21 protein-coding genes are annotated in these 21,619 nt (G+C 56.5%); 10 read left to right on the forward strand and 11 right to left on the reverse strand.

Translation table 11 applies throughout. The annotated features are described in order from the left end of the window. Positions 1-288: 288 nt before the first annotated feature. From IPK17_RS18225 to IPK17_RS18250, 6 genes are all read right to left on the reverse strand, one after another. On the reverse strand, positions 289-573 hold the full coding sequence (locus IPK17_RS18225; protein ID WP_343419122.1) for a hypothetical protein: 285 nt from the start codon (positions 571-573) through the stop codon (positions 289-291). Then, positions 545-703, reverse strand: a complete 159-nt coding sequence (locus tag IPK17_RS18230; RefSeq protein ID WP_343419123.1) for a hypothetical protein — start codon at positions 701-703, stop codon at positions 545-547. Before IPK17_RS18230 ends, IPK17_RS18225 begins: the two co-directional genes overlap by 29 nt. An 87-nt stretch (positions 704-790) precedes the next feature. Beyond that, the gene (locus tag IPK17_RS18235; RefSeq protein WP_343419124.1) at positions 791-1,138 is read right to left on the reverse strand and encodes a hypothetical protein; all 348 of its coding nucleotides are present in this window, start codon (positions 1,136-1,138) and stop codon (positions 791-793) included. 32 nt (positions 1,139-1,170) lie between these two features. Continuing rightward, positions 1,171-1,512: a class I SAM-dependent methyltransferase gene (locus IPK17_RS18240; RefSeq protein WP_343419125.1), complete on the reverse strand. Its 342-nt coding sequence runs from the start codon at positions 1,510-1,512 to the stop codon at positions 1,171-1,173. Between the two features lie 181 nt (positions 1,513-1,693). Further along, complete coding sequence (locus IPK17_RS18245) at positions 1,694-2,575, reverse strand: O-antigen ligase family protein (RefSeq protein ID WP_343419126.1); 882 nt, start codon at positions 2,573-2,575, stop codon at positions 1,694-1,696. Beyond that, a complete protein-coding gene (locus IPK17_RS18250) occupies positions 2,493-3,086 on the reverse strand; it encodes a hypothetical protein (RefSeq protein ID WP_343419127.1) in 594 nt (197 codons plus the stop codon). The genes IPK17_RS18245 and IPK17_RS18250 overlap by 83 nt, the downstream gene beginning before the upstream one ends. Before the next feature lie 174 nt (positions 3,087-3,260). Between IPK17_RS18250 and IPK17_RS18255 the strand changes: the two genes are divergently transcribed. After that, a complete protein-coding gene (locus IPK17_RS18255; RefSeq protein ID WP_343419128.1) occupies positions 3,261-3,680 on the forward strand; it encodes a heavy metal-responsive transcriptional regulator in 420 nt (139 codons plus the stop codon). 4 nt (positions 3,681-3,684) lie between these two features. After that, the gene (locus IPK17_RS18260) at positions 3,685-6,210 is read left to right on the forward strand and encodes a heavy metal translocating P-type ATPase (protein WP_343419129.1); all 2,526 of its coding nucleotides are present in this window, start codon (positions 3,685-3,687) and stop codon (positions 6,208-6,210) included. Positions 6,211-6,313: 103 nt separating this feature from the next. Here the strand turns inward: IPK17_RS18260 and IPK17_RS18265 are convergent, their stop codons facing one another. Next, a complete protein-coding gene (locus tag IPK17_RS18265) occupies positions 6,314-6,592 on the reverse strand; it encodes a hypothetical protein (RefSeq protein WP_343419130.1) in 279 nt (92 codons plus the stop codon). Beyond that, positions 6,576-7,673 carry an amino acid--tRNA ligase-related protein gene (locus IPK17_RS18270; RefSeq protein ID WP_343419131.1) on the reverse strand — a complete coding sequence of 366 codons (1,098 nt, stop codon included), beginning with the start codon at positions 7,671-7,673 and terminating at the stop codon, positions 6,576-6,578. The genes IPK17_RS18265 and IPK17_RS18270 overlap by 17 nt, the downstream gene beginning before the upstream one ends. A 141-nt stretch (positions 7,674-7,814) precedes the next feature. Here IPK17_RS18270 and IPK17_RS18275 point away from each other — a divergent pair, with 141 nt between their 5' ends. Next, positions 7,815-8,126: a hypothetical protein gene (locus IPK17_RS18275; protein ID WP_343419132.1), complete on the forward strand. Its 312-nt coding sequence runs from the start codon at positions 7,815-7,817 to the stop codon at positions 8,124-8,126. After that, complete coding sequence (locus tag IPK17_RS18280) at positions 8,083-10,983, forward strand: tetratricopeptide repeat protein (protein WP_343419133.1); 2,901 nt, start codon at positions 8,083-8,085, stop codon at positions 10,981-10,983. Before IPK17_RS18275 ends, IPK17_RS18280 begins: the two co-directional genes overlap by 44 nt. A gap of 54 nt (positions 10,984-11,037) precedes the next feature. On the opposite strand, the gene IPK17_RS18285 is transcribed toward IPK17_RS18280, so the two are convergent. Then, positions 11,038-11,166, reverse strand: a complete 129-nt coding sequence (locus IPK17_RS18285) for a hypothetical protein (RefSeq protein WP_343419134.1) — start codon at positions 11,164-11,166, stop codon at positions 11,038-11,040. 385 nt (positions 11,167-11,551) lie between these two features. Here IPK17_RS18285 and IPK17_RS18290 point away from each other — a divergent pair, with 385 nt between their 5' ends. Together IPK17_RS18290 and IPK17_RS18295 are read left to right on the forward strand one after the other, a co-directional pair. Next, positions 11,552-12,310 (forward strand): RNA polymerase sigma factor, encoded by a 759-nt coding sequence (locus IPK17_RS18290; RefSeq protein WP_343419135.1) that lies wholly within the window; start codon positions 11,552-11,554, stop codon positions 12,308-12,310. A gap of 1 nt (position 12,311) precedes the next feature. Then, complete coding sequence (locus tag IPK17_RS18295; RefSeq protein ID WP_343419136.1) at positions 12,312-13,796, forward strand: SUMF1/EgtB/PvdO family nonheme iron enzyme; 1,485 nt, start codon at positions 12,312-12,314, stop codon at positions 13,794-13,796. Positions 13,797-14,619: 823 nt separating this feature from the next. Here the strand turns inward: IPK17_RS18295 and IPK17_RS18300 are convergent. Continuing rightward, positions 14,620-14,868: a hypothetical protein gene (locus IPK17_RS18300; protein WP_343419137.1), complete on the reverse strand. Its 249-nt coding sequence runs from the start codon at positions 14,866-14,868 to the stop codon at positions 14,620-14,622. A 39-nt stretch (positions 14,869-14,907) separates the two neighbouring features. After that, positions 14,908-16,314 carry an SWIM zinc finger family protein gene (locus IPK17_RS18305; protein ID WP_343419138.1) on the reverse strand — a complete coding sequence of 469 codons (1,407 nt, stop codon included), beginning with the start codon at positions 16,312-16,314 and terminating at the stop codon, positions 14,908-14,910. A gap of 217 nt (positions 16,315-16,531) precedes the next feature. On the opposite strand from IPK17_RS18305, the gene IPK17_RS18310 reads away from it, so the two are divergent. From IPK17_RS18310 to IPK17_RS18325, 4 genes are all read left to right on the forward strand, one after another. Then, positions 16,532-17,638 carry a HAMP domain-containing protein gene (locus tag IPK17_RS18310; protein ID WP_343419139.1) on the forward strand — a complete coding sequence of 369 codons (1,107 nt, stop codon included), beginning with the start codon at positions 16,532-16,534 and terminating at the stop codon, positions 17,636-17,638. Then, a complete protein-coding gene (locus tag IPK17_RS18315) occupies positions 17,619-18,134 on the forward strand; it encodes a sensor histidine kinase (RefSeq protein ID WP_343419140.1) in 516 nt (171 codons plus the stop codon). Before IPK17_RS18310 ends, IPK17_RS18315 begins: the two co-directional genes overlap by 20 nt. A 2-nt stretch (positions 18,135-18,136) precedes the next feature. Next, positions 18,137-18,850 carry a winged helix-turn-helix domain-containing protein gene (locus IPK17_RS18320; protein WP_343419141.1) on the forward strand — a complete coding sequence of 238 codons (714 nt, stop codon included), beginning with the start codon at positions 18,137-18,139 and terminating at the stop codon, positions 18,848-18,850. A 96-nt stretch (positions 18,851-18,946) separates the two neighbouring features. Beyond that, entirely contained in the window at positions 18,947-21,592 is a 2,646-nt protein-coding gene (locus tag IPK17_RS18325) for an ABC transporter substrate-binding protein (protein WP_343419142.1), read from the forward strand. Positions 21,593-21,619: the final 27 nt, after the last annotated feature.

Here is a 21,619-nt window from a genome sequence, read left to right on the forward strand (position 1 = left end):
GGTCAGGAACACGGCGGCGGTCGCCAGCGTTGTCGCTTCGACCCCGTCAGCGGCCTCAGCGATCACTTTGAGCGTCCGCTGCTGCGGCGCTTTGATCTCAACAGCAGCGACAGCGCCTCTTGCGTGATCTTGTCCTGGGACAGCCAATGTTTGACCAGATGATAGATCGCGCGTTCACGCATGGCGGCGTCGGTCGCCCGGTCGCAGGCAGCGCGGAAATACTTCCACCTGCCCCCGACCAACCAGGATTCGGCGCTTTCGTCAGACCAGACCCGAACGGCGGCGCATTCAGCCCACCGAAGGGGCTCTCGACGCGATTGTGCGGGTGACGCAGGAGCGCCAGCCCGCCGCCAGCGGGATATAGGCTTCGCGCGGGGCGAGCAGCGCGGCTTTGTCGAATGGGTCGTAGGCGCGAAATGGTGAGCGCGTTTTCAGGTGTTCGCGTCCCTCGCGCAGCAAATCCTTGACGAGCGCGTCGCGCTGCCGCATAAGCTCGGCGCGCTGCGGTGCTGGATCGAGTTCCAGCAGTGCCGTGCCGATGAACTCATGCTGCTGTTCTGAGGTCGAGACCAAAGGTGATCTTGAGGATCAGGGCGTCGGCGTCATGCGGATGCGCGTCCAAGTGCAGTTGGAGGAGATCCAGAGCGTCATCCTGTTCGCCGCTTTCGAAAAGGCTTCGGATTTCCAACAGGAAGTCAGGCATAGCGGGCGACCTCGGGTCAACGTGCGGGGCAGATAGATCAGCTAGCCACCCGTTATGCTCGATCCGCAATCCAAAGCGCATTACAACTTATTTACCGAAAAGAGTAATACCTTGTATTCTTAGAACTATCGAGTTCTGTTGCACCTCTGCGCGATCATGTTTCGGAGCGATACAAATAACGTGCATGCAGCCCTTCCTCGATGGCCTGTCGCACCCCTGAGCATCCCCACAGCGGTTCTCCCAGATGAAGAGGATGTCTTCGGCTTCAAACTGCGGTCGCAGGTCATCGAGCACCGCTGTGCGCCGCACGGCCAGCGCGTGATCCTGCGCCGTGAAATTCTGCGTCGTGAAGCGCAGCCCGTTCGCGATCAGCGCGGCAGCGAGCGGCGTCCGTTCCGGCGCGAGGTTTTCCGCAGGGAAATCGTCTTTCGCCACCCATGGCTCCCGTCCATAGGCGTAGAAAAGCGTCAGCTTCCCACCGGGACGCAGTGCCGCCCGCCATCCCCGGACGGTGCGCGTGTAGTCGTTACTGAAATGAATCGAACGATGGAGATAATCGCGTCGTAGGTCGCTGCGGGCAGTTCCAGCGTGTTGAGGTCGCCAACCGCGAACGTGAGATGCTCGCGCTTGCCTGCCGTGCGCCGCTGCGCCTGGTCGACTCCCTGCGGGCTGTAATCCACGCCTGTGATGTGTGTACCCGTCTGCTCCGCAATGTATTCGGCGACCATGCCGTTGCCGCAGCCAAGTTCGAGGACTTGATCGCCCGGTTGCAGGTTGAGCGCGGCGATCAGCGCGTCTACCTGCTCCATGTCGGCGAAACCATGCTGACACAAATTGCGCCCGAACACCCGTCAGGACAGAATTCAGCGTGCGCGGCGCTGTGCTCCAGCAACTTTGTAGAAGGCTTCGTGAAGTCGTACATACCATCATCCTGCAAGCAATGCGGGTAGCTCCACCAGCCACCTAAACCGCCGACAATGGTAACGCTGTTCAGTCCGACGGGGTCAACTGAGGTTGTGCCAGCGCCGCGCCCATCAACCCCCACCACGCCGTTTGCATCTGGACCATCGTCCACGGGTAATGATCGAAGAAGCCGACGACGATCAACGCCACGGTGATCGCCGCCAGTGCGATCAACCCGGCACGGTCTTCGTGTGGCACCGTGCGATCTCGCAGGCGCTGCCCGATAGCGAGGGCTGCGAAGATCAGCGCGAGCAGCACCAGCACCAACCCGACCGTGCCGAGTTCCGCCCATGCCGAGAGCAGCACGTGGTGCACATTGTCGCCCCGCAGATCGTAGTGCGTGCCGACGATGAAGTAGCTCGCCCGCCACGGGAAATTGCCAATGCCAACGCCGAAGATCGGACGTTCGGCAATCGACCGCAGCGCGAAATCGGTGAACACCAGCCGATCCGAGATCGAGCGCAGTTCAATCGCTTCTTGCCCATCCCCAACACCCACCCGCGCGGCTAAGAAGGGACGATAGCTGATGAAGAAGAGAGCGCCAACCAGCCCTACCGTGCCCATCACGAGTAAGGCCCGCCGCGTGATCAGCGGGCGGGCGAACGGGAGCAGCAGCACCCCACCGAGCGCCACGGCGATCCACGCCGCGCGCGAAAATGTGAGCAGCAGCGCCCACCCGCCCAGCGTGACGATGCCCACACCTGCCAACCAGCGCCCGCGCCGCGCGCTGATCACCCACGCGCAGGCCGCCAGCACGCCGACCATCAACGTGCCCGCCAGTGCATTAGGATGCGGCATCAAGCCGTAGGGGCGCACATAGGTCAAGTCACCCGCGCGCAAAATGCTGATCCAGTTCGACTCCACGTTGTAAAAAAATTCGCCCAGCCCGCGCAAACCAAGCGCGCCCATATTCCACACCTGCCCGACTGTGATCAGCCCGTTGAGCGCACACACGACCGCGAGCGTCGCGACGATGTGTCGTGGACGCGGCGCGGCACACGCACACACGACCGCGAACAGTGCCACGATCCCGAATTGAAGCGCTGCCGTCTGCCCGACCTCCGGGTAATTGCGCCGCTGAAACGCCCACAGCGTCGAGGCGAACGCCCACAGGGGCCAGCAGCAGCAGCGCCAGCGTCCACCAGCGTCCCCAGCGCGAACGGCGCAGATCGCGCAGTCCCGGCACCCCCATGATCACCCACGCAGTGATCGTGAACAGCATTGGCAGCAGAATCAGGAAATTGGAGACATACAGCGGCGGGAACAGCGGCGGCACACTCGTGAAGCGATACCACACCGGGATGAGAGCGAACGTAGCTAATATCCCGGCATGGATGATGCGCAAACGATGCTGCTTGATCCAGCGTAGGGGCAAGGCAGGCCTTGTCCCTACAACATCGGCTTCATGTAGGATCGTCAAAGTGTTCAGTCTCCGCCTGTCTGGGTTGTAAGACCCCGTTACTATACATCGTCTCAGGTTTATAGGATGAATCTCATCCCTTTTTTACCCCTTGACCTTGTACCTAGTACAAGGTGTAGAGTTACCACCAAGTTGATTGAACGGGGAAAGCCATGAGCGACCTAACGCGGTGAGTTGGCGAAACAGAGCGGCGTCAATCGCGAAACCATCCGCTATTACGAGCGCAACGGCTTGCTGCCCACACCCGACCGCACCGAGGCAAACTACTGTCTGTTCGCGCCCAAAACGGTGCAGCGCGTGCGCTTCATCAAACGGGCGCAGGCGGTCGGCTTCTCACTCACCGAAATCAAGCTGCTGCTCGATCTCAAGTTCAGCGAGGAGGCAACCTGCGGCAGCGTACGCAAAGTCGTACGCGGCAAGATCGCCGAGATTGACGAGAAGATCGCCGCGCTGACAGCCATGCGCGATGTGCTCGTCACGCTGAATGACGATTGCCCCGGCGGCGAACACCCGATCAGCGAATGCCCGATACTGGAAAGTTTCTCGGAAGCTCAAGACATGGAACGCGCATTTGCCGCGTTGGAAGAGGAGTAGTATCTTGACGGAAGTACGTATCGATTTACCTGTGACGGGGATGACGTGCGCGGCCTGCGTGCGCAACGTCGAACGCGCGATCAAGAAGGCCGACGGCGTGGCCGAGGTCAATGTGAACATCGCCACCGAACGCGCCAGCGTCGTCTTTGACCCGACGAAACTCAATACCAATCTCTTGATCGACCGGATCAAGGATGCGGGTTATGGCGTAGCCACCGCGACCATCGAACTGCCGATCACGGGCATGACGTGTGCCTCATGCGTCCGCAACGTCGAACGCGCGATCAACAAAGCGCCGGGGGTGCTGGGTGTCAATGTGAACCTCGCCAACGAAAAGGCGACCGTGACCTATCTGCCCGGCGCGGTCCGCCGACCGGATCTCGTCAAGGCGGTCGAGGCGTCCGGTTACGGCGTGCTCGATCTCTCGAAGGCTGCGCCGGGGACAGAAGTCGATGCCGAACGCGCGGCGCGTGAGGCTGAAATCCAGCGGCAGGAACGCAACCTGCTCATCGGTCTGCTGTTCACCGTGCCGCTGTTCATCCTCAGCATGGGGCGCGACTTCGTCATGCAGGCCATGATGTCCGCGCCGACCGTTGACAGCATGGGGATGGCGATGGAACCCACGGTTTCGCCGCTGGTATCGTGGCTGCTGTGGGCGGGTTTCCCCTTCGTCTTCGGTTTGCTGGCAACCCCGGTGCAGTTCTACGTCGGACGGCAGTACCTCGTCGGCGCGTGGAAGGCGCTCAAGAACCGCACCACCAATATGGACACGTTGATCGCGATGGGATCGCTCGCCGCCTACATTTACAGCGTCGCCGTGTTAATCGCGATCGTGCTCGGCGTTCAGGATCAAGTGGGCGATCATGTGTACTTTGAGACGGCAGCAGTCATCATCACCCTAATCACGCTCGGCAAGCTGCTCGAAGCGCGCGCTAAGGGCAAGACCAGCGAAGCGATCAAGAAGCTGATGAATCTCGCGCCCAAGACGGCATTGGTACTACGCGCAGGCGTCGAAATGGAAATCAGCGTGGATGATGTCGTTGCGGGCGATACGCTGATCGTGCGCCCCGGCGAACGCATCCCCGTGGATGGCGTGGTGATCGAAGGCCGCTCCTCGGTCGACGAGTCGATGCTCACAGGCGAAAGCCTCCCCGTCAACAAAGCAACGGGCAGCCCGGTGATCGGCGCGACCGTCAACAAAAGCGGACGACTGATCATCGAAGCCACCCGCGTCGGCGCAGAAACCGCCCTCGCGCAGATCATTCGCCTGGTTGAACAGGCACAGGGCTCGAAAGCCCCCATCCAGCGCATCGCCGATCAGGTGTCGGCTGTGTTTGTGCCCATCGTCCTCGGACTAGCGCTGCTAACGTTCCTTGGCTGGTTGGTAATCGGTCAGGTTGGCTTCACAACAGCGATGGTCCACGCGGTCGCCGTGCTGGTCATCGCCTGCCCGTGCGCGTTAGGCCTCGCCACGCCGACGGCCATTATGGTCGGCACCGGGCGCGGCGCGGAGATGGGCATCCTGTTTAAGAACAGCGAGTCGCTGGAAAACGCGCATCGCTTACAGGTTATCGCCCTCGACAAAACCGGAACCATCACCAAAGGCGAACCGACGGTCACCGATGTCATCGCTACTGGCAACCTCAGCGCGGATGACGTGCTGCGCCTCGCGGCCAACGTCGAGCGAGGCAGCGAACATCCGCTCGGTCAGGCGGTGGTCGAGGCGGCGAAAGCCAAAAATCTGCCGCTCACTCAGCCGCAGGGCTTTGAGTCGGAGTCGGGACGCGGCGTCAGCGCCACCATCGACAGCAAGTTGATCCGTGTGGGCAGCCCGCGCTATATCTCCGCTGAGCCGAACGCGCATGTCGAAACGCTGCAAGCGCACGCCAAAACGGCGATCCTCGTTGCCGACGAGAGCGGCGTCATTGGCGTGATCGGCATCGCGGACACAGTCAAAGAGACCTCGCGTGAAGCGATTGCTACACTGCGCGGGCTTGGCTTGGAAGTCGTGATGATCACCGGGGATAACGCGAAGACGGCGCAGGCGATTGCCGACGAGGTGGGCATTACGCGGGTGCTGCCGGAGGTCCTGCCCGATCAGAAGGTGGAGGCGGTCAAAACACTGCAAGCCGAGGGTAAGAAGGTCGCGATGGTCGGCGATGGCATCAATGATGCGCCCGCGCTCGCCCAAGCCGATGTCGGCATGGCGATTGGCACCGGCACAGACATCGCCATCGAAGCGTCGGATGTGACGCTCGTGAGCGGTGATCTGCGCAGCGTGGCGCGCGCCATTCAGCTCAGCAAAGCTACCATGCGCACGATCTACCAGAACTTGTTCTGGGCGTTCATCTATAACATCATCCTCATCCCGGTCGCGATGCTCGGGTTGCTCGTGCCCATGCTCGCCGCGGGTGCGATGGCCTTCTCGTCCGTCTTCGTTGTTTCCAACAGTTTGCGCCTAAGAGGCAGCAAAAGGCAACATTCGGCAACTACCGATCCAGAGTGCAAGCCGTTAACTCAGCTTGCTTAGCTCGTCCAGCAGCGTGGGCTGATGCACTTGTGGGGCGAATCCGCACCCACTATGCCAATCGACCCGCGCTGCTTAACCAGGGTGCCTTGATTTTTGTATTTGATCACGTTATTGTGACAATATCCCGAATATCCTCCACCCCGAGCAAAAGCATGACCAATCGTTCTATTTGCAGCGACCAACAAGTGCTCAGCGGTTGCCCTAACATCAGTTCGGAGCGATACGCTTCATCCTCCAACCAATCCCTGTACCCGGCAGCGAACGAAATCCCGTTAATATAGAGTTCAAACTGTTCTATGAACTCGCTGTGTGATGCCGTTTGGACAACGAATGTCGGCTGAATCAGGGTCGGGGCAGCGATTTGCTTAAAGGCGGCGGTCATGACATCCTCGACAGAGTCCCATTCGGGAAAACCAGAGATTTAAGCCCGCTTGAACGACAGCGTTGACCGCATCTTCAACCGTTGCAAGGGTCGTGAAATCGATACACCAAATATCCACCATCAACTGGGCGACCGTGCGCCGTGCCCAATGGGGAGAAAGGTCGAGTTCCACGTACGGATCTTCATACACGGTTTTGAGGTCAACCTGAGGTGATGTGCTCAACCGCTCGAACGGCAGCCATTGAATCAGGTCCGTGGAATGAAATTTGTGGGCTAGATGGTTTATCAGGGTTTCAACCAAGTGCATTGCGTCTTCCGGGGTTTTCAGCGCCATCCAGCAAGTCAATTGCAGCGACTGTGGATGATTCAAACGGTCTACCGTACCCGTATTACAGTTAGTGTGAAACTCGTAAACCTGCTCAATTCCGCCAGTAACCAACGCTCTTAAGCTGTTATCAAGAGAAACGGGTGCGCCGATCTCGCACTGTCTGAAAGATGGCGCATTAACCTCAAGAATTTCCGCTTCCTGCAAGAATTGGCGCGTTTGATAAAGAATTTTGCTGCGCTTGATCCACCGTTCGCGCAAATCGATGTATGCTGCCATACTGAGGGAACGGTGACGATACTGAACTTCAGGGTCAGGAGTGTCCGGCAGTTCGCAATATGTGAGCGCAAGGAAACACCATGAATCGCTTAGGCCGGTGAGGCGTCCATCGATCCGGGTAATGGCACTGATATCAAAGCCCAAATAATCCCCTCGAAAAACGTGCGTGCGCAGCAGCGCGAGGCGTTTGCTCAAGCGATTGAGCGCAAGTCCAAGTTGAAGCCGTGCATCTTGATCTTCGATGGTCACTAGCACATACCCGGCTTGTTCGGTGATCGACATGACACGCCCACAAACAGCCAGCCCCTCCACAGGAATTGCTTCATTCAGCTGCACATACTCGTAGTTTTCGTTCACCTCGAACAATGTTTGAGAACGAGCGAAATATTTCGTCGGCACCTGAATACCGAGCTCAATCAATTCCTGAGCACGGCGAACAAAGCGGTTGTGCGGGTTGCCTAGGGCTAGTGATTGCATGATGACAGACTCCATAATTACACTAGTCCCAGTAAAGCACCGTCATCTTCCCTTTGGTTTCCCTTTGATTTCTCCTGTTGAATTTGAAATATATGTTAAGATAGCCGGATTATTAATCCTGCAATTATTCGTAGAGTCGATATGGAAACTCCCCTTCAACTATACCTGCTGCGCAAAGAACCAGAAGTTCGAGTGAATGGCGTTGTCTACACCTTGCCACCGCAACCGATGAAATTATTGACAGTCATGGGTGATAAGGGTGAACCCACATACTTTCGGGATGAACTGGTCAAACTGCTGTACGGTACAGCGAACCAACACCTCGCTTTCAGCAAAAAAGCACTTTACCCTTTACGCAGTACCCTCCCGATTGAATTCCGTTCAAGCACGCAGCAAAGACTTCATTTACTTGAAACGCGAATTTCTCTGGGTGGACAGCTTATATTTTGTTGATCGCGCCAACGCCTTGCTGACCAAAGCGCTGTTTTTCTCTGAAGAAGAGTATGGTGAAGCGCAAACCCTCCTCAAACTCTATCAAGACCCTTTCCTGAGTAATTTCCCAGCCTACTCATCGGACAATCGCGAATACATTGCTTGGCGGCATAGCCGTCGCACAGAACTGGCTGCGATTCAGCACGATCTGCTCGACCGCATGACGACTTACTGCTTAAGACAAGCAGGTCGACTGGCAGAAGCGCAGAATCTTGCCACTCTATGGCTGCAAAGCGAAGGATCGAACTTAAAGCCTCTGCAAATCTTGATCGGGTTAGCGCTGTACATGCGCAGCGATTCGGTCAATACATACCTGGAGCAACTGCGTCAACGCCAGAGCACAGGGCAAGCGCCAATGGGGCGCTCTTGGGAAGAATGGCAGCGACTCATCAAACGCAATAGTTCTGTATCGCCAAGCGCGTTGTTTCCGCTGACAACACCGCTCAGTCCAACAACCACAAATACCGAGCGAAAAGAAGTGCTGGAGGAAGTCCTAACCGTGTTGACTAGCTCCCGAGAACGGCAGGTATTTGGTCTGAGCGGGTTACCCGGCAGCGGCAAGTCCGAAATGGCGCGAAAAGCCGCACAGCTTTTGCTAGAACGAAAACCAGATACAGTGATCGCGCAGTTGAAACTCCCGACCCAACTCGACTTCGAAATGGTCGCCAATCAATTGTTGATTGAATTGCAGCGGCAGGATTTACTCAATCTGGATTACGGCAGCAAGCGCAAACGTCTGAAACAGATCCTGCAGCGTCCTCAGCTCGTCGTGATCGTCGATGAGGGCTATTCCACTCATTTGGCGAATTCAGAAACCCTCACTGCGGTCCTAGACTTGCTGGAATGCGCGCACACAATTATGTTCGTCGCCCGGACTCTGCCCGAGTTCAATCTTTATGAAGTGCAACTGCCGGGGTTTGATGCCGAACAAACGCGGAGCTTTTTGACGCAGCGCTTAGGCTGGCTACACGAAAGCGAACAACAACTGCTGCAAGAACTGGCAGCACTCACTGCAGGACTCCCCTTAATGCTCAATATCATCCTCAGCGGGTTGAAAAGTCAGCGTGGACGTGTAGCGGGTCTAATCCATCATTTACGTGAGTTTGAGGAAGCGGCAGGCCCGAGTCCGACAATCTTTCAACGCTATGAGCAAGTACTCGAATGGCTCTGGCAGTATCTGACGACTCCCGAGAAGAACATTTTATTCGCTATAGGATTATTTGCGCCGGATGCAGGGGTTACAGTCGCTTCGTTAGAAGAAGTTCTTGGCAAGATCACAGAAATTCACATTCCCTCACGACTGCGAAGTCTGGTTGAGATGCGCCTCATTGAACAACTAGACTCACCTGCGCCTGAGACCCGTTATGCCCTACACCCGATTGTGCTGTCTTTCATTGAGAAGCGCAACCCGACCGTAAACCATTTCACCCGGTTAATCCAACATGCGTTTGTCCGCTATCACCTCGACGTAGTTCGCACATCGTATCAACAGTTTGAACGTCTGGACGAATTCCAGCAGAATATCCTGCTGATGTTTGAAATGGTCGTCTTCACCGATCAATTTCCAACCCTGCAAGCACAAGCTGTCGAGCTATTACACCAAGCCTACGCGTATTTCGAACAGCGCGGGTTATACGCTAAGGTCTACACACTGCTGGTGTATGTTCATGAACACTTCAAGTTAGCACCGACACTACAAGTGCAAACCCTCTTCTATATTGGCAAACTCGCTAAATTTCAGGGCAAATTTGCTCGCGCCCTAGAAGCACTGCAGCTAGCATTTGAAATCGCCCAGCGTGTAGAAATGAGCGAACGCTATGCTTCACTCCATTACAATTTGGGCGATCTATACACGCAGACGGGGAAGCATGATGATGCGCTGTATCACCTTGGTGCAGCAGACAAATGGGCGAAGGCACATCCGCACAAGTTGCTGCAATACTCGATCCGATCAAACATCGCCCGTTATTACCTCAGCCTCGGTGAACTTGAAACGGCGCTGGAATACGCGCACGAATTATCAACCGAATTAGGCGACGACTATGCGTCCCTTGATGACAATCTCAAGGGCATTGCCCAGCACAATCAGAATGTCCTCGGCTTACTGCTCTTCGAAACCGGGAATTATGATGAAGCACAAGCGTATTTTCAGCGCGCTTTGGAGTTAGGGAATGCCATCAATAACCCCGAATCGACAGGGTACGCTTACCTCAATTTAGGGGTTACCTACCTAGAACGACGCGATTTCACCGCCGCGACCGGGTGTTTTGCCCAGGCCAAAGCGATTGCAGAACGCCTGAACCAACCCGCGCTAGTTGCGAATGTTATGGCGAATCTCGGCACGCTTATTTCAATGCGCGACCTCTCTTACGAAGCTTTTCAACTGTTCCGCAGTGCGCTGATTCTGATTGACGATAATCAGTTGGAAAGCATCAGGCCGCGGGTGCTTACCGCAATGGGTATTGCGTATCTACGGCAAGAAAACGTGGTCATGGCACAGTCGTGTTTCAAACAAGTGCTGCTCCTACCACAGCCATCGCTGAATTATAGTGCACGGGCGCTATGTGGGTTGGTGTTGAGCCGCTTGATGGAAATCCATCTGATTGGCAGCAATGATGTGGACGCCGCGTTACAGGCAGTTCGGTCGACAGTGGGAACACTTCCTCTGGGCTCGATGCCGCTGTTTAGCTTCCCAGCAGGAACGATTCTCCGCGCTGTGGAACGCGCAGAGGCCGCGCTGCAGCGTGAGTTACGTCGACTGCCAGAAATCTCGCGCTATCAAATTACCAAAGCGTTAAGCGTCTGGTTGTCGCAGTGATCATGAAAGTGGGCAGGTTAACGGGCTTTCCCACCCACTATGGAGAACTTTAGCTTAGCAGCCGGGGCACGGGCAGGAATTCACGTCGCCGCCACAGGCCTGGGCTGGCACCGAGGTCGCGGGACCGGCGATCAGGAACAGGGCAACGATCAAGGCGACAATCGTCTTGGCGATCTTGGACATGAGTATACCTCGCTATTTAGTTGGTCAAATCAAGCGGTCGGGAGAGTTGACTTATCTTTGCGAGGTGGGGTAGCATGATCTATGCAACCGTCACTCGCACGGTTGTGCTTCACTAAACGTATTCCCGGTGGGCGGTTACTTGGCGGTACGGTCCGCCGGGGATACCTGCTCGATCTTCTTGCCAGGGCGATCGCGGTTTTTTGCCAACGCTATTTATCCTCCTTTCGACTTCGGTGAATGTTGAGCCACTACATATCGACTTGGCTCTACACCCTCTACTCTAAGTTGTCATCAGCCGGGGCAGAAATGTCACAACTTTGCCAACGATCTGACATTTTAGGGTCACTCCGTTACACCATAGAATAATGGCACGGCGAGCAGGGAGATGCCGCAGTATATGGCTCACCGATCAGAGCAATCTGCGTGGCATGATTGTCCAGATCAAATCATTAAGGATCTGAAGCAGGGTGACAGCGCGACCAAGTTAAACGCGTGGCAGCGAGTCATGGAGTGCAAGAGCCGGGATTTGCTTGAATACATGAGAAGTGAACTGGAAAAACGACAGCTCAATCCCCTTCATGCGGAAGGGATGCTGGAGTCATTATTTGTGCGGGCGTTTACGCGCCTTGCAACATTTAAGGGGAATACCATCACTACTCTTTATGGTTGGTTGTGTGGTTTCGCCGTTAACGACGTCCGCAACCTGTCACGCAAAGTCAACCCACGAGAAAAGAATCCAACCGCCCCAGAGTCGATCGAGGCAATCAAAGATAAATATGAACTGGAAGACCTTGACGCCGCACAAGCCCTCTTCTCGACCGATGATGCGCTCTCGCCAGAAACAATCCTCTGCCAAAAGGAAACGCTTGAATTTGTAAACTTCATTATTGAGCTTTCGATCAGCCGTTTGTCCCCCGTTCATTCGGTAATCATTCGGGAAACAGTGTTAGAGAAAAATAGTTTTAAAGAAGCCGCGCTAAAGCACAGTTACAACCCAACCTATCTCCGTACCGAAGCACGCAAGGCGCAGCAAAAGTTTCGTGAAGAAATCCAGGTGCAGCTGAACAAACATAAACAAATCTACCCCGACCGTTACGATGACATCGTCAAAATCCAGCGTTGGATTGACCAGAACGGTGACTGAAATGGCTCATATTTTTATCTCTTATAAGCATCAGGATACTGCCACGCTGAAATCGCTCTTGGACGCGCTGATCGATACTGATATGAAAGTCTGGCTTGACCATGACCTGCGAATATTTGACCTAAATTGGGCACACACGATCAACCAAGTTGTGGACGAAGCTGCGGTCTTCATCCTTATGTTCGACGATCTAGAGGATGAACTGCCGCACGCATCCGAACGGCACAACCTGTCACTCCTCTATGTTTCGAGGGCACGATCAGCGTGCCCAGATGATTGTCCACCTTATTTCGAAATAGACAGTCATCGGCCATCCGATATTGACCGCGTATGCCAATATATTAAAAATCGTAATAATCCATCAATGCTCGGACTATTTGCGCGAGTAAACGCTGAACTGGCACGTTACGAGCGGCGCGGAGATCCTGATCCTATACGCGACACCTCTATAATCGGTGAACGCACAAAACATTATCTGGAAGCGCATAATCGAACAGCAGCAAGCCTAGCGCAACAACTTGACCTTGATGAAAACCTGTTGAACCTAATCATTGCCGGTGAATTCCCGCTCGATGAACTTTCAGGAGAGTTAATTGGGGAGATTGCCGAGGTCATTGGTTGCCAGGTCGAGGAAATAACAGAATTAGTCACATTGCCAGAAGATCAGGATGTGTTACCACCGCAACAGAGCGTTCTTGAACTGCTTCACTGGCTTAACGAAGAACACCATGACTTATCTCGACCAAAACTCGTTGAGCATTTATTGCAGTTGATGGCACAAAACCGCGATTGGAAGAGTTTCGAGCAAATCTGTTACTGGCAACCTGTTTCTGCGGCAAAGGCCCTATTGAACTACCGGTGGAACTTATCAGACCATCTCGTTGAAAGATTTCGTCTCTCATGGGACAAATATTTACTCGCGCAACCGAACGTAGACCATACCCAGCGACAACTTGTCTACCGAGCATTATCTCTCTACAACCCGCAAACTTTAGGGGATGAAACTACGTATCCTGAGAGTGTGAAAACGTGGTGGCTGCCAATCACATTCGAGATTGAAGATCATATCCGGCAGCAGCGTTATTTTTTTTGGCTTGCGAAATATCCTGTTACCAAGTCGGCGTATCAGGAATTTCTTAACACTGCGGGTCAAATGCATGGCTGGACGAAGCAAGCTTCAGTCAGAGGAGAAATTAGCCAAGCGCTGATTGAGCATAATTTCAGCAACAACTGGGAGTCAGGCTTGGAGTCCGTGGAAAGTACCTACGCGAATGCAGCAGAATTCTGTCGATGGCTAAATCAGTACTATCAGTTAGATGGCTACAATGTGCGTTTACCATCGCTTCAAGAATGGGAAAGTGTTGGAAAACTAAGGGTTGGAGTTCAAACGTACCCTTTCGCGCTTACTAGTACCGAACAACGCGAGGCGTCCGCTTGTTATTCGTCTATCCCGCTCATTGATTCGGCGGGGATCCCTCTTGGCTAGCATTAGCGGATATGGGCGGAAATGGATGGGAATGGGCAAAAGTGAACTACTCAGAAGCGACAAACGACACAACTTTCCTTACCCACTAGCAAGGATATTGAGAACAGACAGGATTACAGAGCCAAAACTTGAGTTTCGTTGCTCCGATTCTATACAAGAAATTGCCGGTTTCAGATTGTGTGTCGTAAAACAATTATCATTCGGCAATCGTCAGTCTGGACGAAGCGAGAACTATGGCAGAATAAAGGTGAATATCCGACCAGATATTGATCCTCCGGACATTAGTCGCCTGTTCTCAATGCATCAATCCACGGTTGGTTTGGTGAAGACAAGCCTTCATAGAAGAGCGTCCTAGTCGGTGTGACTGGCTCCGTTTCTCTCATATTTGCCAAACGAGCGCCCAGTAATGCCCGACCGGCTCTGTGATTTCGCACAGACTGAAACCTTCGTTCCGCAACCACAAGATCTCGGCTTTTAGTTCGCGTTTGTGGTTAGGTCTGGATGTGGGAATGGCATAGTCCAACTCAGGGAGCGATGCTGAGAAAGCAAGCCTTCTGACTCGAGAACAGAATGACGTCCCTTAGGACTTCCGATTTCTAACCTCTAGTCACATCGCTAAAGTACTGAATTCAGCAAAGAGATAGACTGTGAATACCAAGTAGTGAAGCCGAATTTATAAAGAGTACGGCAAGATTAAAGCATATTTCAGAGCCGCCACTGCTATGGTGTTTCCAATTTCGCGGCATTTGTCGTCAGCAACAGTTTGCGCCTAAGAGGCAGCAAAAGGCAACATTCGGCAGCTACCGATCCAGAGCGCAGACCGTCAGCGCAGCTTGCTTAGTTCATCCAGCAGCGCGGGGCGATTGGCATATTGGGTACGGATTCTTCCCGCAAGCGCTTCAGCCCGCGCTGCTTGTCCAATTTGCTTCATCTGACGCAGATAGGCAACGGCCTGCCTATAACCTCCACGTCCAGTGGCGCTTACCAGAATTTCGCCGACAATTTTCTCATAGAGTTCGGCGACATCAGCCGGGAAACGCGACTCAAGCTGGGCGCGATACGGATCGATCAACCAATCCCTTGACGATCCGTCTTGACCAGCGTCAAGAGATCATCCCAGCGATTTTTCGCGTGCGTATAGCCAGGCCAGCTGCTCCGGTCGGCGAGTAGCCTTAACCAGTTCTTCGACAAACGCCAACCATTCAGCTGATGGCACCATCGAGTGCAGTAGTTCAAAATCTTCCTCAGCGCCGCGGTCCAACCACAGGGCGCGCGCGCCCTCAATCACCCCCGTCTTGTCACCTGTCTGCTGAAGCAGCTTCACCCGCAGCGCTTGATATTGGTTGGTCAATCCCCATACGTGGCGTTGATTGCTCGACGCAATTCCCGTCTGGATCTGACGCATGGCCTCTTCTAGTTCACCTGCTTTGATACACCTGTCAATTAACTCCATGCGGACTCGGTCAAGGTGGACATGGGCAAACAGGAATTTGCGCGCGGCTTCCGGCCCGTCAAATCGATCAATCAGCGCCAGTCTGAACAGCGCGACCTGTTCTAAACCGTAGTCGCTGATGAACCCGCCGTCGCTGGGTTTCGAAATTTCAGCTTGCAGACCATCCAACGCAGACGTAAACAAAGTGCGTTGTGGCGGGGTACTGACTAACTTCTCAGCAATCGCTAGTAAATCCCATCCCCAGTCCCAGTTATGAAACTCTTTCCTCCGAGCGCGTTCCAAACAATAGGTCAACAGATTCTCTCGTTCGTGCCCGCCTTGCGCAGCCACAGACTCGGCTAGGGATTCCAGCGCCAAACCAATGCAATCGCCGAGGATACCGCTCGAGTCATCTGCATGAGCCATCGTGGGCACAGTCTCATCGATCACCGCCTGATACACACCAATTGCTCTATCGAAGTCGCCGGCAGCGCGCCACTGCTCCGCCTGATGGAGCAGTTCACCGAGCTTGCGTCCAGCACGGTTGGATCCGGTATAGTCGAGAAAGCCATATTCGCCCCGTCCGGCGCGCAGGGCATCTTTGACAACGCGCCGATAATCCATCGGTTTGGAATCACCTGCATCCAAGTGAATGAGCAGTTGGTTGAGAAGTTCTCGATCACTTTGTGTTAATTCCAGCAGAATCGAAATCAGCCGTTCGCGGGAGGTCTTTTCGAGGCGCTGACGCAGCTTGTCGTGGCGTGTCTGCCGTTTTGCGGGTTTCTTGCGCGGTCTCGTTCCCAGTTGATCGGGGAAAGCGTCTTCAATAGCGTAAAGCACAGCGGCAACATGCTTGCACTGTTCACCCAGATCATAGGGGCAGGTACAATTAGTATTCAAGCTGCCGTTGACGAGTAACTCGATTCGCACATCATAGAGATCGGTGCCTTCCACCTGCGCTTCCCAAATAAGTTCTTCCTCGTCGAACGACAAATCAAGGATTTGACCTTGGCGCAGATACTCACGTCCACGGGTGAGAATTTGCGAAGGAATGACCTGCTTGAAATTGGCAAATGTCAGACTCACGGTCTCCTCCAAAAGCATGCGTCTTGTGACCACAAGATTATGCCAAGAGTTTTGGTGGCAAAACAATCACCTCAGCTAACGCCTGTCGCAGTCAGCCAAAAACATCACACACTTTCGGTCAAGCGTTGAGGTTACGACTCCGTAATCAGGCTGTAAACGTCTGTAATTCCATGATCTGCTATGATCAGCACAAAACAATGCTTGAGGCACAATCACCGTGTTACCACAATCGATTCGCTGGCGTTTGCCACTTACCTATGTCGGGATCGCCTTTATCGCAACGCTCATCCTCGGCGCGGCGCTGCTGGCGACGCTGCGGGGCTACTATGCTAATCGGGAACGCCTACATCTGGAAGATAATGCGGTGGTGATCAGCGAGACGGTCCAGCTCCTGCGCAGCACCAACCGTTCGAGCACTGAGATTGCCGAACAAATGCGCAGCCTGTCGTTTCTCATGCAGGCGCGGGTGCGCATTCTGGACACCGCCGGGAACGTGGTCACCGACAGCGGATCGCCGCCAACACTCCTTTCCCTTGGTACAACCGAAACCATGCTCGCCAACCCTGCCCCTTTCGACGGGACCTATGTCGCCGGAGGCATCGGTCAGATCATTGTCGAGGCCGCCCCGTCCGGCGACGTGATGCCCTTGATCGATATGGAGTACACTGAGGCCGTGCCAGTCGATACCATGGTGCCTGCCCGGGCGTTAAGTCTGGTTCAGAGTGACGTGAGTATCGGTCATCAGGATGTCATTACCTTCGCCGTGTCCAGCACGCCCTATGGCTTTGATCTCGCGGGTGAAGTCACACCCGGCGTGACCTCTGACCAGATGGTGCGGCTGCCCATTCAAACCGTGGACGGCACGCTGAATGGGTACGTGGAACTCTCGGAAGGAGCAGGATTTGGGGCGCATATCATCGAAAGTGTGGCGACGGCGCTGGTGTATGCAGGCGGCCTCGCTCTGGTCATCGCCGCGCTCATCGGTTGGCTGGCCAGTCGGCAAATCACCGACCCGGTGCTCGCGCTGACCGCGGGCGCGGGCCATATGGCGCAGGGCCAACTGCATACCCGCGTAGACTCCAAAGCGCGGGGCGAGCTTGGCGCATTAGCGACGACCTTCAATGAGATGGCCGCGCAGGTCGAAGCGACCGTGACAGCGCTGCGGCGCTTTGTCGCCGACGCAGCGCACGAACTGCATACCCCGCTCACCGCGCTGCGCGCCGATCTCGGAACTCGCGGCGACGGAGACCAACCCCGTTCAACAAACTGCTTATATTCGCCGGGCACACGCGCAAGTGCATCGGTTGGAAGTCCTGACCAATAATCTGCTCGATCTCTCTCGCCTTGAAGCGAAAACGCGGAGTACACCTTTCCAGCCCGTCGATCTGGCGCAGCTCGTGCGCGAACTGAGCGAAACCTACGCCTCCCGCGCGGAACAGGCGGGGGTGAACTTCGCGCTCAACGTTCCGGAAGGCGCGCTCACCGTGCGCGGCGATGATTTGCAATTGCGGCGTGCGGTCGGCAATCTGCTCGACAACGCAATCAAGTTCACGCCGGAAGGCGGCACGGTGGCGGTCAGCGCCGCCCGCAAAGATCACTGCGTCACGATCACCGTGAATGATACGGGCATCGGCATTCCCGCCGACGATCTGCCGGGCTTGTTCAGCCGTTTCCACCGGGCGCGCAATGCCAACACGTATCCGGGCAGCGGTCTCGGTTTAGCCATCATCCGCGCCATTGTTGATGCGCATCATGGCGGTATCAGCGTGGACAGCGCGCCCGGCGCGACTCAGTTCGTCGTGCAGCTTCCGGCGGCCTGAGCATGAAGAACGCGCATATCCTCCTCATTGAAGATGATCCTGCCGTCGCGCGCTCGCTCCGTGACGGGCTGGAACGCGAGGGCTACATGGTCACATGGAAAGATCACGGGCTGGACGGGGTGGCGTTCGCCCGCGAAAGCCTGCCACATCTGATCATTCTGGACGTGCGGCTGCCCGATGGTTCAGGCTTCGACTTCTGTCGTCAGCTGCGCGCCTCCGGCTTACGCCAGCCGATTCTCATGCTCACCGTGGAACGCGACGAACTCGATAAAGTGCTCGGTCTGGAGATGGGCGCGGACGATTACGTCACCAAGCCCTACAGCCTGCGCGAACTGCTATCGCGGGTGCGGGCACAACTGCGCCGCGCCTACGGCGAATTTTCCAACGCCGAAGCTGATTTGCTGTATGTCTCCGATCTGGTGATTGACCGCGGACGGGGGCAGGTCTGGCGCGGGACACAGTTCCTCGCGCTCACGCCGACCGAGTTTCGCCTGCTGGTGTTTCTGGCACAGCATGCGAATCAGGCGCTCAGCCGCGGGCAGATCATCGACGCGGTGTGGGGCTGGGATGCAGACATGGACAGCGAACGCGCGGTCAACGTGCACATTCGCCGTCTGCGCGAAAAGGTCGAGATCGACCCGGCGAACCCCGCGCTGATCCTCACCGTGCCGGGGGTCGGCTATCGTCTCGTCACCTCCCCGGTGCTGAGTCCCTAACCTCAAATTCTGATTACGACACCGTAATCGCGTCGCAACGCCGACGAAATCCGCCTCCGGCATGCTGTACCTCTGGTATAGAGGAGGCACTTGCTCATGCGTTGGAAAACTCTTTGGCTCATCTTGATCTTGGCGTTGGCCGTCACCGCTCCGGCGGTCATGCCCGCGGCGGCGCAAAGCGGCACGACGACGATCACGCTCGCGCTGACCGACTTTATGCGCAACCTGCCCGTCGATGACGCGCTGGCAGAATTTGAAGCGCAGAACCCCGGTATCCGGGTACAGCCCGTCTACCTGCCCTACCCGAACTTCTATTACACAGCGGCGGCAGAGAATATCGACGAACATCTCCAAGGGGCCGAGGCGCTTGCCGCTGCTGCCGATGTCGCGCTGGTCGACGGTGACAGCCTGTCACCTGAAGCCACCCGCGCGGGTAATTTCCTCGATCTCACCCCGCTCGCTGCGTCAGATGCGGCGCTCAACCCCGCCGATTTCATTCCCGCGGCGTGGGAGTCTTTCCGCTGGGACAACGGCTTGTGGGCGCTCCCCGCCAAAATCGAGCCGCTCCTGCTGACGTACGATCCGGCGCTGTTCGATCAAGCGGGGCTGGCCTACCCGGATGAGAGTTGGACGCTGGAAGACGTGGCGCACGCCGCACGCACGCTCACGCAATACGACAGCAGCGGCGCGGTGAGCATCCCCGGTCTGGTCACAAATGGCAGTGACGCCGCCTTGCTGCGTTCGCTCTATCGCCAAAGCCTGAACGACGAAGCGGGCAACCCGCGCTTGAACACGCCCGAACTGGCTGCACTGCTGGAAGGCTGGGCGGAATTGGTGGATGAAGGCGTCGTCAGCACCTTCACCACGCAAAACCTGGTCGATAACGCCATCCCCATGCTGATCGGGGGGAGCTTTGCGCTGGGGCCGGATCCGCTTAACCCAGATACGCCCGGTCGAGTGGCGGCAGCGCTGCCCGGTGGCAGCCTCGGCATCACCACGACTGGGTTTGCCGTGAGCGGCGGCACCGCCCACCCGACCGAAGCCTATCAACTGGCACGGTTCCTCACCGAAAATGCGACCTTTCAGTCGGCGCTCGTCGGCTACCGGTCGGCGCTGATGAATCCGCCCCTGCCCGCCGCCCCGGCCGCCCCGGATGAGAGCGGCCTTGTGCTCGCGGTGAGCGCGTTCGTCGATCCGCAGATCGCCGCGCAGATCGACGCGCTGCTCGGTCAGGCGCTCTCGGGCGCGGAGCTGCGCTATGCGGATTACCTGGATGCCGCAATCAAGGCGGTCACCGAAGGGACAGACGCGGTGACCGCTCTCAGTGACGCGGAAGTGAAAGCCGCGGCGAACCTGCAGACTGCGAGCGCGCTGCGGGGTGCCACCCCGCTGATCGTCGCCACGCCGATCCCCGAAGTCGTGCTTGCGCCCGGCGAGATTGAGCTCACGTTCAGCGCCGGGTTCGCCGCGCAGGTTGGCGATTGGGAACGCCTGCTGCGCGAATTTGCCGCGCTTGATCCGCAGGTCGGCAAGGTGACACTCACATCGGACTACGGCGTTCTGAGCGATTACGCCGAGCAGAACGACTGCTTCTATGTGAACTACAATGCCGTGCCCGCCGCCGACCTCACGCAGATCCTTGCGCTCGATCCGTTTTTGAGCGCCGACCCCGCGTTTTCGCCCGCTGATGTCGCCGGGAACACACTCGCCTTGCTCCAACGGGATAACCGCACGTGGGCGTATCCCTTCAGCATCAGCCCGACGCTGCTCAACTACCATGCCGATCTGCTGGCGCAGGCAGGTATTGCCGAACCGCGCACAGGCTGGACGATCAGCGCGTTTGCCGATGCCTTACGCGCCTTGGACGCCGTGATCCCCGCCGATCAGAAGCCCTTTACAGATCGCGGCTTTGGCGACTCCAGCCTACTCATGTTGATCGCCGCATACGGCGGCCTGCCCATCGACTACCGGACGACGCCGCCCGTCTTCAACTTCACTGATCCGGCGACCGTGGAGGCCATCCGCACCGTGCTCGACATGGCGAAGGCCGGGCTGATCGCCTATCAGGAACTGGCGGGCAATGGTTTCATGATCATGCTTGGCGACGGCGAGAACCCGGATCCGATCTACGCCGAAGCCAGCGGTGCGGGTCTCATGCTGGTGGGTGGTGATATTCAGATGGGCGCGAATCCGTATCGCATGACCACGTATCCGACCGGAACGTACAGCGCCGTGTCCTACGAGATCGGCACGGGCTACATCAGCGCGACCAGCCAGAACCCGGACGCCTGTTATCGTTTGTTCGGGTTTCTCGCTCAACATCCGGAACTGTTTGGCGGCATGCCCGCGCTGCGTTCGCAGTTCAGCAACCCGGCCCTGTTGGCCAGCGTGGGGCAGAGCGCCCTCGACTTCTACACGCAGTTCGACGCGCTCATGCAAGACCCGAATACGGTGATCATCCCCTCGCCCTTCACGGGTGAACTGGCGCTCATGGGTGATTTCATCACGCGCCGCTGGCTCGACGCCGCCTTCGACGACTATGTGCTGCACGATGCCGATCTGCTGGATGCGCTCACCGACGCCCAGACCAAGGTCGAAGCGTTTCAGGCGTGCGCCGCTACCGTGCCACCCTACGATCCGACGAACTTCAATGACTATGTCACTGGCCTGCAAACCTGCGCGAGCGCGGTCGATCCCGAGATGGGGTCGATGTTTGGCCCAGCAACCGGCGTAAGTCAGTGATGGGCAGCGCGTCTGCCCGGTCAGATT

Source organism: Candidatus Flexifilum breve (genome assembly GCF_016713355.1).